We start from the raw sequence: 14,329 nt of genomic DNA on the forward strand, positions 1-14,329 counted from the left end.
GCTCCAACTGCCGTGTGTAGGCAAAAGAGATCGATACCAGCAACAACGTCACCGCTAACGCGATCAACGTCAGAAGACCCCAAAAAGCCGTGCCCACTACGCGCTCCTCCACTGCGGCGTCGAACCACCGAAGACCCCTCAAGACGCTACCTCGTCTCGCGCAGCCGGCTAGCGGTGCGGCGGACGCGGACCATTGTTCTCGCAGGTCGCCAGGCTTGAACCGTCGGTCGACGGGTATACCACCGAGGCGTCTCGCCGTACGATCTTGAAACCCAACGCACGGAGGCCAACGCTGATGTCACGCGTCGCGATCGTCACTGGAGCCAGCCGAGGAATCGGTGCCGCGACTGCGCGGGTGCTTGCCGAGCGCGGCTTTCGGGTGGTCGTCAACTATCGATCGAGCGCAGCGGAAGCAGAAGAGGTGGTCGCGGCCGTTACCGCCGCCGACGGTGAGGCGGTGGCGACCAAGGCTGACGTCACCATCGCCGACGATGTCGCCGCGATGGTCGACGACACCGAACAGCGGTGGGGCCAAGTCGATGTGGTGGTGCACAACGCGTTGATTCCTTATGCCATCACCTCGTTTGCCGATCTGACCTGGGAGCAACTCGGCGGCAAGCTGGACCGAGAGCTGCATGCAGCGTTCCTGATTACCAAAGCTGTTGTGGCGGGCATGATTTCCCGTAACTATGGCCGGCTGATCTATATGACCGCCGCACCGTCGCGGCATCCGCGCGCAGGCATGATCAACCTGGGCACCGCCAAGGCGGCTATGAATCAGTTCGTTCGCTATATCGCACTTGAGCTGGCACCGCAAGGAATCACCGCCAACCTCGTCGCGCCGGCAACGGTGCAAGGAACGACGATGAGCCGGCAGCTGACGGGGGAGGAGATGCAACACCTCGGTGCGGCCGCTCCGATGGGGCGACTTGTCACGCCCGTGGAGGTAGCGGAGACGTGCGCATTTCTGGCAAGTGAGGAATCCGGTTTCACCACCGGGCATTATCTCCCGCTCGACGGTGGCCTGACGATGGACTGAAGGAAGGTCTCATCATGCACACGATCGACCTGGCCTATGTCGGCCGCGGTATCCACGAGGAACTGATCGCCCACGTGGCCGATCAAGCGGGCTACTTCGAGGATGAGGGCGTTCACGTCGCGTTGCGGGATGGAACCCGCTGGGACACAACGCGTCTGCGCTCCTGTGCGACGATCGGACTCGGCCGGTCCCTGCTATCACGACTGACCGACGGCATTGAATGGACGGTGCTGAGCGTCAATACTGACCGGCCATTGTTCTGGTTCCTCGGCAACGCCGGCGTGACGTCCATGGCCGACCTCCGCGGGCGCCGGCTTGCCGTACACGCGCCGGACAATCCCCCAGGATGCTTTGCACGCATCGTGCTGCGCCAGCACGGCCTAGACCCCGACCGCGACGTGCAATGTGTCGTGCGACATCCGGGCGACTACCAGATGGACCTGCGACGTCTTCGGGACGGCTCCGTCGACGCCGCCTACGTCGGCAGCACCCTCGGACCCGAGCAGGTCGCCGCCGAAGAGGGCTTCCACGTGTTGGCCTGGGTGGGAGATCACTTCCGAATTCCCACCGTAGGAATCGCGGTAGACCCCACCCACAATCCGATCGACAGCCCGGCGGTGCAGGCGCTGGTGCGGGCCAACCAACGCGCACTGAAATCGCTTGCCGATCAACCCGACCTGGCGGCCCGCTCCATCGCGTCGTTTCTGAACCGGATGACACATCAAGAGGTGCAGCGCTACTACGAGCGCTACATCCGCCCGCACTACACCTCCGACGGCCGAGTGGATCTCGACGTCGGCCGGCATGCGATCGATGCGGTTGCAGCTGAACTAGGAGTCGCGTCAATACCCGCCGATGCCTTCTACGCACCAGCCGAATGAAGGAAACCAAAAGTCACGGCATCAACTGAAAGCCCGAGTATCGAGAACGGCCATTTCGAAGGATGTTCCGCGCGCCGATCAGGTGAGCGACGCGGTGTAAATCTCATCGATGTTCGACTTGAGCTTCTCGTCGAATTCCGCGTCGGTCTGATCGGCAGTCAGCCCTTCGGTCAACGCTCGCGAGAAGCTCGCGATGAGGTGGTGACAGCGAGCCAAGATCGTGCAACTTTCGGCCAGGCTGTAGCCACCGGACAAGGCGACCACCCGCAGCACTCGAGGATGCTCGATCAGAGGCGCGTAGAGATCGTTCTCGTCAGGCAATGTCAGCTTGAGCATGACCTGCCCGTCGCCGTCGAGCCCGTCGAGCTTCGCCCTGAGCGCTGCCACCAGCAGGCTGTCCGCTTCGGCCTTGTCGGGGCATTTGATGCTGACCTCGGGCTCGATGATCGGCATCAACCCGCGCTCAGCGATCGTGTGCGCGTAGTCGAACTGCTGGTCGACGATCGCTTTGATCCCGTCCTGGTCCGCCTCTTGGATGAACGAGCGCATCTTGGTACCGAAAATGCCCTTGTCGACGGCCCGGTCCAGCAACGAGTCGAGCTTGGTCATCGGCTTCATCAGCTGAACGCCGTTTTCGGCGTCAGCAAGCCCCTGGTCGACCTTCACAAACGGCACGATGTGCTTTTGCTTCCACAGAAACGCCGCGGTGTCTTCGCCATTAATGGCGCGGTCCATCGTCTGCTCGAAGAGAATGGTCGCCAATATTTTGTCTCCGGTGAAGCTCGGACTCGACATCAGACGCTCGCGCATCTGGTGAATGAGGTCGAACATCTGCTCGTCGCCGTGGTATGCGTCTTCCGCAATCCCGTAAAGCTTCAAGGCTTTTGGGGTGCTGCCACCGCTTTGGTCCAGCGCAGCGATAAAGCCCCGCCCTGATGCCATCACATTGCGTTGCTCTTCGTTCACTGCCGTCCTTCTTTCCATACCCTGATCCTGGCCCCTAGCATCGCGCAGCGGTACTCCCTGCGGCTACCACTTAGACCAGGCCCATAAACCGTCCCCGGTTTGCTTAGGCGTCGCTGCGGCTACGTTGCGAGCGAGAGAAAGGTGATCCGATGGCGCAGCGCGACCAAGACTCCACCGACGCTTTGCTGCAAGAACTGCTCTGGACCTACGGGCCCTGCGGCCAGGAAGAAGCGGTGCGGGCCGTGTGTGCCCGCGAACTGCGACCCTTCGTCGACGACATGTGGACCGACGACGCCGGAAATTTGATCGGGTACTTTGCTGCGACGCCTAGGGCCGGCCACGAGCCCACCAATCACGACCACCGGCATCGCTTGACATTTGGGCCCAGCGGCGCAACGCGGGTCACGGCGCACATGGACGAACTGACGATGCTGGTCAAGCGGGTCGAATCCGACGGCACGCTGCACCTGACGCAGCTCGGCACCATGTATCCGGGCAACTTCGGGCTCGGTCCAGTTGCGGTGCTCGGCGAGCACCAGACGCTCACCGCGGTGCTCACGCTCGGCTCCGAGCACACCACGATAGAGAGCCCGCGGATCTGGGAAACGAAACCCGACCAGGGCGACCGCGCGCTGGATTGGCAACACGTCTACGTCTTCACCGGTCGGACCCCCGAAGATCTGGCCGCCGCAGGCGTGCATGCCGGCACGCGGGTATGCGTCGACCGCAGCAAGAGAGACCTGGTCCAATTTGGAAATTTCGTCGGCGCCTACTTTCTTGACGACCGCGCCGCGGTGACCGCCCTGTTGCGCGCGGCCCGATTACTGCATGAGCGCCGGGAACGACCCGCCGACGACGTCTACCTGGTGTTCACCACGAACGAAGAGGTCGGCGGGATTGGCGGCTCCTATGCAAGCGCCAGCCTGCCGGGGACGCTCACGCTGGCCCTGGACGTCGGGCCCACCGAGCGGGAGTACGCCACCACCGTCACCGGTGGTCCCATCGTCGGCTACAGCGACGCCCTCTGCGCATATGACAAGGATGTCGCCGATCGGCTGATGCAGATCGCCACCAGGCGCGGCCTGGCGCCGCAGGCGGCGACGCTGGGCGCATTCATGTCTGACGCCTCCCACTCCAAGGCCAGCGGGCTAACACCGCGCGCGGGGCTGCTTTGCCTGCCCACGCTGAGCACGCACGGTTTCGAAGTCACTGCCCGCAACGCCATCGACGATATGGCGACTATCGTCGTCGACTTCCTGCTGAATTAGCCTTCAAACGATGAACTTCGAGGAGTACCGGGCATACGACGCCACCGGGCTGGCGAAGCTGGTCGCCGACATGCAGGTGTCCGCAGCGAGCTGCTGGCGCTGGCGCAGGCTGCCACCAAATCGATTGTGCACTCAGGTATTCCACTGTGCGTTGATGGCGGGGATTCGGCAAAAATCCCGCGCTGGACGCACACTCGACGCCCTGGATTCACACTCGATGGCTTGGGGTGTGCTCGACGCGAACGCTCCAGCCCGAACAGCAAGTCGGGGATGGACGCAGGCTAGGCCGCTGACTTTTCCAGGATGTGAACGCCGCAGGCAGAGCCCAGACCGATCACGTGAGCCAGCCCGACCTTCGCATTCTCGATCTGCCGATCGCCGGCCTCCCCGCGAAGGTGATGGCAGATCTCCCAGATGTTGGCGATACCGGTAGCCGCGATCGGGTGCCCCTTGGACTGCAGCCCGCCCGATACGTTGACCGGGGTGGAACCGTCACGCCAGGTGGCGCCGGAGTTGAAAAAGTCTGCGGCGCCGCCTTCTTCGCACAGCATCAGGTTGTCGTAGTGCACCAGTTCGGCGGTGGCGAAACAGTCGTGCAGCTCGACCAGGTCGAGATCGCTGGGGCCCACGCCTGCCTTCTCATACGCTGTTGCGGCGGCGTTGCGGGTCAGGGTGTTGACGTTCGGCAAGACTTGGCAACCCGCCTCGTACGGGTCGGTGGTAAGCACCGACGCCGCCACTTTCACTGCACGCCGCCGCTGCTCGAGCGACAACGACTTTAACGTCTCACCGTTGCAGACGACCGCGGCCGCAGCACCGTCGCAGTTCGCCGAACACATCGGGCGCGTGTTCGGGTAGGCGATCATCACGTCGTTCATGATCTGCTCGAGGGTGAACTTCTTTTGGTAGGCAGCCAGCGGGTTCAGCGTCGAGTGCGCGTGATTCTTCTCGCTGATCTTGGCGAACAACTCGAAGCTCGTGCCGCCGTACTTGTGTCCGTACTCGGTGCCGATCTGAGCGAACACACCCGGCATGGCCTCGGTGCCGATCCGCCCGTCGACCGGTGCGACCGCACCGTAGCGGCCGGCCGGCGCCCAGACGTCAGCTTCGGCCTTCTTCCTGCCGCCAGCCCCGAGCAGCCCTGCGCCGGACAACTTCTCGACGCCGACCGCCAATCCGTACTTCACCTCGCCGGCCTTGACGGCCATGATCGCGGTTCGCAGCGCGGTGGCTCCGGTCGCACACGCATTGGCCACGTTGTACACCGGGATGCCGGTCTGCCCGATCTGCTTTTGCAGTTGTTGCCCGATCCCGGCGTTGGCGGCCATCAGGTTTCCGGCCGCGATCACCCCGATGTCGGCCATGGTCACGCCCGCATCGGCGAGCGCGCCCGTCGCGGCTTCGGCGGCCAGGTCCACGGTGTCCAGATCGGGATGCTTGCCGAACTTGGTCATCCGGATCCCCAGGATCCAGATCTCGTCGCTGGCGCTCATCGTCGCTGCTCCTTAGTTAAGTGGCGGGCTCGAAGCCGAAGCCGATCGCCTCGGTGCCCTCGGAATCGGTCCCCATCGGGAAGGTGGCTAGCCGCACCTTCATGCCATCGTGGATGTGCTCGGGATCCGGGTCGACGTTGACGAGGTTGGCACGCACCTGGGTGCCGTCGCAGTCGATCACCGACGCGACGAACGGGGTCGGGATTCCCGGCGCGGCGAAGGTGACGATCGTGAACGCCCGCACCGTGCCCTCGGTTGGAACGGGCACCGTCTTGAACCCCGTCGCAAAGCAGCCGGCGCAGGCGTTGCGTCGGTCGAAGAACCGGGCCCCGCAGCTGGTGCACTCCTGAGCCACTAGGTGGGGATCACCGTCGTCGAGCACCAAATAGTCGACCAATGGGATTTGCCCGGCCATGTAAACCTCCGTCATCTGTGTCAACGACGTTAGCGCCCGCGGACCAGCTGCAACAGATCGGGCACGGCCACCCGTGGCTGGTCATTGCGGCGCAATGATTTTCGCGGTTTGCTCAGCGACCGCCTCCCGGATCTCGGCGTCGCCGAGGGTTAGGCCAAAGGCCACCCGCAAGGTCGGGGCCATCAGCCCCCACCCGAATTGAAGCGCCATCGCGTGGGCAGCCAACAACCGCGCCTGTCGGTCGTCGCTGACGGCGGAGCGCACCTGCTCGAGGAACCGCTCCATCCCGGGGAACCGCTGCTGGAGTTCCTCGACGGGAAATCCGTCGAGTACCGATCGCACCATGACGCGCGCGTGAAGTTCGTGCGTGGCCTCGAGTTGCGCTGCCGGTGCCCCCGACTCGCGCAACTCATCCCCGGAATCGGCGAGATGCTGCAGGGTCGCCGCGAGCAGTTGACGTTTGCTCCCGAAATGGCGATGCAGCAGCCCGTGGTTTACCCCGGCGCGCGCCGCGACCTCACGAATCGACGTCGCCCCCGGGCCCTTCTCCGCGAACAGCTCGCTGGCCGCCGCCAGCACGGCGGCGACGACCTCCTCTTTGCCCAGTGGTTTCGGGGCGTCCGCAACTATTGCCTCCGGTGTAGCCATGTGTGTACAGTAGCGGACAACGGCAGTGTAGACGGCCGGCTACACAACCAAAAATTTGGAGGGATGGCCATGAGTAGTGATCTGCGTGTGGTGAAGCTGAGCGAGAACATCGGTGCGCGCGTCGACGGGGTGCGCCTCGGTGAGCTCGACGCCGAAACCGCGGCCGCGATCAATCAGACGCTGACGCAGCACAAGGTGTTGTTCTTCCGCGGTCAGGATCACCTCGACGACGAGACACAGTTCGCTTTCGCGCAGAGCCTGGGTGTCCCCACGACTCCGCACCCCACGTTGAAGTTCGACGGCAGCCGGGTTATGCGACTGGAGTCTGTGGAGGGCGGCGGCGCCAACCGGTGGCACACCGATGTCACCTTTGTTGACCGGGTGCCAAAGGCCTCGATCCTGCGCGCCGTCGAATTGCCGTCTTACGGCGGCACCACCACCTGGGCCTCGACGGTGGCGGCTTATCAGCAGTTGCCGCAACCTCTGCAGCGGCTCGCCGACAACTTGTGGGCAATGCATAGCAACGAGTTCGACTACGCCCAAGTCGATCCGACTAAGTTGGCGGCGATACAGGCAAACCCCGACGCGGTGTTGAAGTACGCCAACCAGTTTCATTCGACCCATTTCGAAACTCATCATCCGGTGGTGCGGGTGCATCCCGAGACCGGCGAACGATCACTGCTCCTCGGTAACTTCGTCAAGCGCATTCTGGGGGTAACCGGCAGCGAGTCACAAGCTTTGTTCAGGATCTTCCAGGACCGTATTACATGGCTGGAGAACACGATTCGATGGAACTGGGAACTTGGCGACGTCGCGATGTGGGACAACCGCGCGACCCAGCACTACGCGGTCTCCGATTACGGTAACCAGCCCCGGCGGATGCATCGGATTACGCTGGCCGGCGACATCCCGGTGAGCGTCCAGGGTGAACAGAGTCGGGTGGTCTCCGGCGACGCCACCGAATACTCGGTGATCGATAGCCCAACTCCGCGGGTGGCTTGACAACGCCCGTTGGCTGCAATATTTGCAGTACGTGCAACTATGGGTGGGTGGGCATTCAGTTGGGTCTGCGCGAGCGACGTCGTCGACAGACCAGCGCGGACATCCGCGACGCCGCGGTGCGGCTGGCGCGCCAACGTGGCTTCGACAAAGTGACCGTCGAAGAGATCTGCGCCGAGGCAGGAGTTTCGTCGCGCACGTTCTTCAACTACTTCCCAAGCAAAGAGTCGGCGATCGCCTACGGCCCCTCCGACATACCGCCTGAATTGGTTGCCGATTTCGTCGCGGCCGGCCCTGCTCCCTATTCCGTTGTCCTGGCCGAGTTGATCGCTCTGGCTGCGCACCACCTTCGTGACATGCCGCCCGACCGCGAACTATGCGCTGGCATGCTGGAACTCGCCAAGACAACCCCGGCGGTGTTGTCGGCATTGCTTGCCGATTTTGAGCGGTTTCAAAACCACTTGACCGAGATCGTCGTCCGCCGCCAGAAAATGCGGCCTGACAACGAGATAGCCGTATTGATTGCTGCGCTGGCTTTGACGGCCATCCGTTCGGGCATCGAGCGCTGGACTGACGGCAAGCCGAAGGACGCACACGACACACCGATGCCGTACGTCGAGCGTGCTGCTGCTTTGGTCAACAGCATCTTCACGAAGTGACGTGAAACACCGTAACTAAAACTTGCACATTCTGCAAAATCTGCACAGTATGTAGTATGCCTAACTGAGGCTACCCGACGACGGTTGCGCTGTGCAAGGCGCTCCGGTGTCGGGGTACCACCGCAACCACCGAAACCGATTGTGCCACCACGTGTTCCGCTACTAGCCGACTACATCGCTGTTGCCCGACCAGGAAGGAACTCACCTAGGTGCAGATATCCAAGGTTCTCCGCAACGCCTGGTTGCCCTTGTTGATCGTTGCGGTGGTAGTGGTCGGCGGCTTCGCGGTGGCGCGCGTCAAGTCGTTTTTTGGCGCCGAGAACGCCCGCCCGCTGACCAGCGCACGGATGGACGATTCCAAACCGTTCAAGCCGAAGGTCGTTAAGTACGAGATTTGGGGCTCGGCGAGCCACGCCAACGTCAACTACCTGGATCTGTCCGCCGACCCGAAGCGGATCGACGACGTGCCACTGCCCTGGACCCTGGTGCTGCGCACAACCGCCCCCTCGGTCTTCCCGAACCTCTCTGCACAAAGCGACGGTGACCACCTCGGTTGCCGCATCACCATCGACGACGAAGTCAAGGCCGAGAAAGAATCCGACGGCGTGCACGCCCTGACGTTTTGCATGGTGAAATCCGCATGAGCGCAACCGCTGAACACACGGCCGACGCCCGCACCGACACCCTGCCTATCGCCAAACACGCGGTACGGCCTGGGCTTCCACGGTTCATCCGGCGGTTCGCTGTCCCGGTCATTCTCGGCTGGATCGCGATCATCGCAGTGCTCAACACCGTCGTCCCGCAGCTGGACATCGTTGGGCAGATGCGCTCAGTCTCGATGAGCCCCGATGATGCGCAATCGGTTATCGCGACCAAGCACATGGGCGCGGTGTTCAACGAGTACAAGTCGAACAGCTCGGTGATGATCGTGCTGGAGGGCCAGAATCCCCTCGGCAAAGACGCCCACGCCTATTACGACCAGATCGTCAAAAGGCTTGACGCCGACACCAAACACGTCGAGCACGTCCAGGACATGTGGAGCGATCCACTGAGCGGGGCGGGTGTCCAAAGCAACGACGCCAAGGCTGCCTACGTCCAGGTCTATCTCGCCGGTAACCAGGGCGAAGCTCTGGCCAACGAATCGGTCGAGGCCGTCCAGCAGATCGTCAAAAGTGCGCCGACACCCAACGGGGTCAAGGCCTACGTCACCGGCCCGGCGGCACTGTCAGCCGATCAGCACATCGCCGGCGACCGCAGCCTGCAGCTGATCACCACCGTCACGTTCTTGGTGATCATCGCGATGCTGCTACTCGTCTACCGGTCGATCGTCACCATGTTGCTGACGTTGGCGATGGTCATGTTCGAGCTCGCGGCCGCACGCGGAATGGTCGCCTTCCTCGGCTACTACAAGATCATCGGGCTGTCTACGTTCGCGACCAACCTGTTGGTCACGTTGGCGATCGCGGCGGCCACCGACTACGCGATCTTTTTGATCGGCCGATATCAGGAAGCCCGGGCCGTCGGCGAATCGCGAGAAGACGCGTACTACACAATGTTCGGCGGCACCGCACACGTCGTCCTCGGGTCGGGCATGACTATCGCCGGGGCGACATTCTGCCTCCACTTCACCAACCTGCCCTACTTCCAGACGCTGGGAATCCCCTTGGCAATCGGGATGGTGGTGGTGGTCGGCGCGGCGTTGACGCTTGGCCCCGCAGTCATCTCGGTGGCGTCCCGCTTCCGTAACACGCTGGAACCTCAGCGAACACAGCGTATTCGCGGTTGGCGCAAGATCGGCGCCCTCGTCGTGCGATGGCCCGGCCCGATCTTGATAGTCACGATCGCGGTGGCGCTTGTCGGCCTGCTGACCCTGCCCGGCTACCAGACGAATTACAACGACCGCAAATACCTACCCGCGGATCTGCCGGCGAATGCCGGCTACGCCGCTGCGGATCGGCATTTCTCACAAGCGCGGATGAACCCCGAGCTGATGATGATCGAAAGCGACCACGATCTGCGCAATTCCGCGGATTTCTTGGTGATCGACAAAATCGCCAAGGCGATCTTCCGGGTGCCCGGGATCGGTCGCGTGCAGGCCATCACCCGACCGCAGGGCACGCCGATCGAACACACCTCGATCCCGTTCCAGATCAGCATGCAGGGCGTCAGCCAGCAGATGAACCAGAAATACCAACAAGATCAGATGGCCGACATGCTCAAGCAGGCCGACGAGATGCAGATAACCATCAACAGCATGGTCAAGATGCAGAGCCTGACCCAGCAGATGTCCGATGACATGCATGCCATGGTCAAAAAGATGCACGAAATGACCATCGACGTCGCCGAATTACGCGATCACATGGCCGATTTCGAGGACTTCTTCCGGCCCATCCGCAGCTACTTCTACTGGGAAAAGCACTGCTTCGATATTCCGGTGTGCTGGTCGCTCCGGTCGGTCTTTGATGGGCTCGACGGCATCGACACGATGACCGATGACATCCAGAGCCTGCTGCCCATTATGGATCACCTCGACACGCTGATGCCTCAATTGACTGCGCTGATGCCCGAGATGATCCAAAACATGAAAAACATGAAAACGATGATGCTGACGATGTATTCGAGCCAGAAGGGTTTGCAGGATCAGCAGAACGAGTCGCAAAAGAACTCAAGTGCCATGGGCAAGGCCTTCGACGCATCCAAGAACGACGACTCCTTTTACCTGCCCCCGGAGATCTTCAACAACGCGGAGTTCAAGAAGGGCATGAAGAATTTTCTGTCGCCCGACGGCCACGCCGTACGCTTCATCATCAGCCACGACGGCGATCCGATGAGCGCGGAAGGCATTTCGCATATTGACGCGATTAAAAAGGCGGCTTACGAGGCGCTCAAAGGCACGCCGCTGGAGGGCTCGAAGGTCTACCTCGGTGGAACCGCGGCAACCTTCAAGGACATGCGTGACGGCAGCAACTATGACCTATTGATCGCCGGAATCGCCTCGCTGTGCCTGATTTTCATCATCATGCTGATCATCACCCGAAGTGTGGTGGCATCAGCGGTCATTGTGGGCACCGTGGTGCTTTCGCTGGGAGCATCTTTCGGGCTCTCGGTGCTGATCTGGCAACACCTCATCGGCATCGAACTGCACTGGATGGTGCTCGCCATGTCGGTGATCATCCTGCTTGCGGTCGGCGCCGACTACAACCTGCTGTTGGTGTCCCGCTTCAAAGAGGAGATTCACGCGGGTTTGAACACCGGGATCATCCGATCGATGGGCGGCACCGGATCGGTAGTTACCTCGGCGGGGCTGGTGTTCGCCTTCACGATGATGACGATGGCGGTCAGTGAGCTCACCGTCATCGGCCAGGTCGGCACCACCATCGGCCTCGGTCTGCTCTTCGACACGCTTGTCGTCCGGTCGTTGATGACGCCATCGATTGCCGCGCTCCTGGGCAAGTGGTTCTGGTGGCCACAGATTGTCCGGCAACGGCCGGTCCCCTCGCCATGGCCCACACCGGTCAAGGAGAAGGCTGAATCCTTAACGCCCGCTTGATGTCAGCTGCGCAAGAGTGCCCTCGTCCTGTCCTGGCCCTCGGGCGATGGATCGAACGGAATCGCGACGAACTCGTCGACATCCGACGCACGGACCTCATCGAGCCGCTCGCGCACCGTGGCTTCGTCACCGATCAGCGCGGCGTCTTCCGGCCCGGCATAGCCCTCGCGATCCAACATCGCCCGGTAAGAGGGCAACTGACCGTACATCGCGAACTGCTCGGCTGCCAGTGAGCGCATCGCGGCCACGTCATCGGTGACGGCGACGGGCAGTGCAGCGGCAACGCTGACAGCGCCGTCGGGGCGGCCGGCCTCAGCCGCCGCGGTTCGCATGGTCGGCCCGATATGCTCCTTGAGCGTCTTCGGTCCGGTCATCCAGGTGATCGTTCCGGCGGTGCGTCGACCGGTCAGCCGTAGCATCTGCGGACCCAGCGCCGCCACGTAGACGTCGGGTGCGGGGGCGGTGGGAATCTGGAGTGCGCCTCGGGTTGTCAGCATTTCGCCGGTCGCATTCACCTGTTCACCGGCGAGCAGCGGAAGCAAGCCGTCGAGATACTCGCTGAGGCGCCGCACCGATCGATCCCAGGAGATTCCCCACATGCCCTCTGTCACGGCTCGGTGGGTGACCCCGACACCAAGGGTGAACCGCCCGCCGGTAATCAGGTTGAGCGTCAGTGCCCGCTGCGCCATCAGCATCGGGTGCTGATTCTGGATCGGCACAACCCCACTGGCGACCCTGATGTCGCTCACCTCGTGCATTGCGGCGGCCAGCACCGTGAGCAGATCGACGTCGTAGGGCATCTGCGTCATCCAGACACGCGCGAAGCCGTTGTCGCGCGCTTGGGTGAGCTCACGGATACAGCTCTCGACAGGCGACTTGTTGGACAGGTTCGCGATCAGACTTATGTGCACAAGAGGAAATCCTAGCCATCAGGCTTGTGAATCGGCCCTTTAGAAGAAGAACCCGGCATAGGGCGCACTGCGCACCGCAAACAGCTGATCAGCGACGGTAAGCGCCGCCGGGTCGTCAGTCTGGGCCAGGCCGCCGGCGGCGAGGCTGTGCCACGTCGCGCCACCCAGCAGAACGCAGGCCAGCCCCCCGATACCGATGTGCAGTTCGGGGCGAAGGTCTGTCTGCTCGACACCACCGCCGGTAATGGTGAAGGCCGCTGAATTGTTCGGCAGGAGGGGATCATTGACGGCGATCGTGACGGTGCCGTCGCCCTCATATCGGCGCGCCGACAACGCCTGCTGTGCATCGATGATGCGAAGCCACGTTTCGTCATGCATCGCGGTGACCCGCGCGGCCCGTCGATCGACAAGAAGCCAGGGCAGAGGATCGTCGACGGGCAACATCCAGAACATCACCCGGTCGACGAGATTGAGTCCAAGCAAGAAACGCAGCAGCCCAAGGTAGGCCTCCATCGTGGGCGCAAAGAAATCCTCGACAACGATGGTGCGTTGATCGCTGACAAACCAGGTCTCGGTATCGATAGGGCGGTAGCGGACGAAACCGGATTCTGATCCCGTCTCGCCATGTACCGCGACATAGGAAGCGCCCGAGGCGGCTTCGGCGCGGAGTCGCAAGCCCTCCCACCAAACCTCGGGGCGGTCGATGGTTCCCGGCCGGCTCGAACGATTCTTGCTGTAGATCCGGGGCAGGATGTCCCAGGCTTGCGCCGCGTCGATCAAGCGCACTGGGCCGCCGGTTCCGACGTCGGGACGCAGCGCTGCGCGTGCTGTCTGAACCTCCACGCTCTGCGATGAACTCGCGACACCGTAGCCGTATCGCTCGTAGATCGTCGCCTCCGACGCCCGCAACGTCGCGACCACTTCGCCCCGTGCGGCGATGTCACGCAGCTGATGGCGTATCACCGCGGTGGCTATCCCTTTTCGGGTGAACGACGGCAGCACCCCGATGTGTGTCACGGCGGCGTGGCCTACGACCGCTCCACCGGGCAGGGTCAGCCCACTGGTCACCGCATCCGCGGTACCAACGAGTTGTCCGTCGACGAAGGCTCCAACGGTGCGACCCGGCTCGAGTAGCTTGGTGATCCGACCGGGCGCCAGGCTCGGCAACGGTGGGAATCCGACCATCGCGGTGCGAAACAAGTTCGCCGCGGCGACGAGGTCGTCCTCGCTGTTGAGAACGCGGATCTCGGTGGTCACCGGACCATCATGTCTCCTCGCAGGCGCAGGCCCCAGGACTTTCAGCAGCAAACGAATTTGCCGTTTCGATTTGACGAACACCGCGGAGGCGAAAACAATCGGAGGATGAAGAAATTCATGATTGTCGGGGGTCTCACGGCTGCTCTGCTGGCTAGCGGCAGCGGCGTCGCTCTTGCCGACCCTGACGCGCCTGACCCGAATGGGCCGAAGTGCTGGACATCCGGCGACTCTGGTTGGTTCCAT

At 62.6% G+C, this 14,329-nt stretch carries 14 protein-coding genes; 7 read left to right on the top strand and 7 right to left on the bottom strand.

All coding sequences use genetic code 11. The features are described from left to right. Positions 1–295 precede the first annotated feature (295 nt). Positions 296–1,039, top strand: a complete 744-nt coding sequence (locus WBF82_RS09030; RefSeq protein WP_424382708.1) for an SDR family NAD(P)-dependent oxidoreductase — start codon at positions 296–298, stop codon at positions 1,037–1,039. A gap of 14 nt (positions 1,040–1,053) precedes the next feature. Beyond that, positions 1,054–1,920 (top strand): ABC transporter substrate-binding protein, encoded by an 867-nt coding sequence (locus tag WBF82_RS09035; RefSeq protein WP_424382709.1) that lies wholly within the window; start codon positions 1,054–1,056, stop codon positions 1,918–1,920. Between the two features lie 78 nt (positions 1,921–1,998). On the opposite strand, the gene WBF82_RS09040 is transcribed toward WBF82_RS09035, so the two are convergent. Beyond that, complete coding sequence (locus WBF82_RS09040) at positions 1,999–2,886, bottom strand: fructose bisphosphate aldolase (protein WP_424382710.1); 888 nt, start codon at positions 2,884–2,886, stop codon at positions 1,999–2,001. Positions 2,887–3,035: 149 nt separating this feature from the next. On the opposite strand from WBF82_RS09040, the gene WBF82_RS09045 reads away from it, so the two are divergent. Then, positions 3,036–4,154: a M42 family metallopeptidase gene (locus WBF82_RS09045; protein ID WP_424382711.1), complete on the top strand. Its 1,119-nt coding sequence runs from the start codon at positions 3,036–3,038 to the stop codon at positions 4,152–4,154. Between the two features lie 3 nt (positions 4,155–4,157). On the opposite strand, the gene WBF82_RS09050 is transcribed toward WBF82_RS09045, so the two are convergent. The 4 genes from WBF82_RS09050 to WBF82_RS09065 form a co-directional block, all read right to left on the bottom strand. Beyond that, complete coding sequence (locus tag WBF82_RS09050; RefSeq protein ID WP_424382712.1) at positions 4,158–4,286, bottom strand: hypothetical protein; 129 nt, start codon at positions 4,284–4,286, stop codon at positions 4,158–4,160. A gap of 149 nt (positions 4,287–4,435) precedes the next feature. Continuing rightward, positions 4,436–5,647 (bottom strand): thiolase family protein, encoded by a 1,212-nt coding sequence (locus WBF82_RS09055; protein WP_424382713.1) that lies wholly within the window; start codon positions 5,645–5,647, stop codon positions 4,436–4,438. A gap of 16 nt (positions 5,648–5,663) precedes the next feature. Beyond that, positions 5,664–6,062 carry a Zn-ribbon domain-containing OB-fold protein gene (locus tag WBF82_RS09060; protein WP_424382714.1) on the bottom strand — a complete coding sequence of 133 codons (399 nt, stop codon included), beginning with the start codon at positions 6,060–6,062 and terminating at the stop codon, positions 5,664–5,666. An 81-nt stretch (positions 6,063–6,143) separates the two neighbouring features. Next, positions 6,144–6,710 (bottom strand): TetR/AcrR family transcriptional regulator, encoded by a 567-nt coding sequence (locus WBF82_RS09065; protein WP_424382715.1) that lies wholly within the window; start codon positions 6,708–6,710, stop codon positions 6,144–6,146. Between the two features lie 69 nt (positions 6,711–6,779). Here WBF82_RS09065 and WBF82_RS09070 point away from each other — a divergent pair, with 69 nt between their 5' ends. The 4 genes from WBF82_RS09070 (at position 6,780) to WBF82_RS09085 (ending at position 11,918) form a co-directional block, all read left to right on the top strand. Further along, complete coding sequence (locus WBF82_RS09070; protein WP_424382716.1) at positions 6,780–7,712, top strand: TauD/TfdA dioxygenase family protein; 933 nt, start codon at positions 6,780–6,782, stop codon at positions 7,710–7,712. Between the two features lie 47 nt (positions 7,713–7,759). Continuing rightward, positions 7,760–8,368, top strand: a complete 609-nt coding sequence (locus tag WBF82_RS09075) for a TetR/AcrR family transcriptional regulator (protein ID WP_424382717.1) — start codon at positions 7,760–7,762, stop codon at positions 8,366–8,368. Positions 8,369–8,577: 209 nt separating this feature from the next. Next, positions 8,578–9,012: an MmpS family transport accessory protein gene (locus tag WBF82_RS09080; protein ID WP_424382718.1), complete on the top strand. Its 435-nt coding sequence runs from the start codon at positions 8,578–8,580 to the stop codon at positions 9,010–9,012. Continuing rightward, complete coding sequence (locus WBF82_RS09085) at positions 9,009–11,918, top strand: RND family transporter (RefSeq protein ID WP_424382719.1); 2,910 nt, start codon at positions 9,009–9,011, stop codon at positions 11,916–11,918. Before WBF82_RS09080 ends, WBF82_RS09085 begins: the two co-directional genes overlap by 4 nt. A 2-nt stretch (positions 11,919–11,920) precedes the next feature. On the opposite strand, the gene WBF82_RS09090 is transcribed toward WBF82_RS09085, so the two are convergent. Continuing rightward, positions 11,921–12,829: a TIGR03564 family F420-dependent LLM class oxidoreductase gene (locus WBF82_RS09090; protein ID WP_424382720.1), complete on the bottom strand. Its 909-nt coding sequence runs from the start codon at positions 12,827–12,829 to the stop codon at positions 11,921–11,923. Positions 12,830–12,868: 39 nt separating this feature from the next. Next, entirely contained in the window at positions 12,869–14,086 is a 1,218-nt protein-coding gene (locus tag WBF82_RS09095; protein WP_424382721.1) for a GNAT family N-acetyltransferase, read from the bottom strand. Between the last annotated feature and the right edge of the window lie 243 nt (positions 14,087–14,329).

Origin of the sequence: Mycobacterium sp., from assembly GCF_049673265.1 — a bacterium.
Taxonomy (GTDB): domain Bacteria; phylum Actinomycetota; class Actinomycetes; order Mycobacteriales; family Mycobacteriaceae; genus Mycobacterium.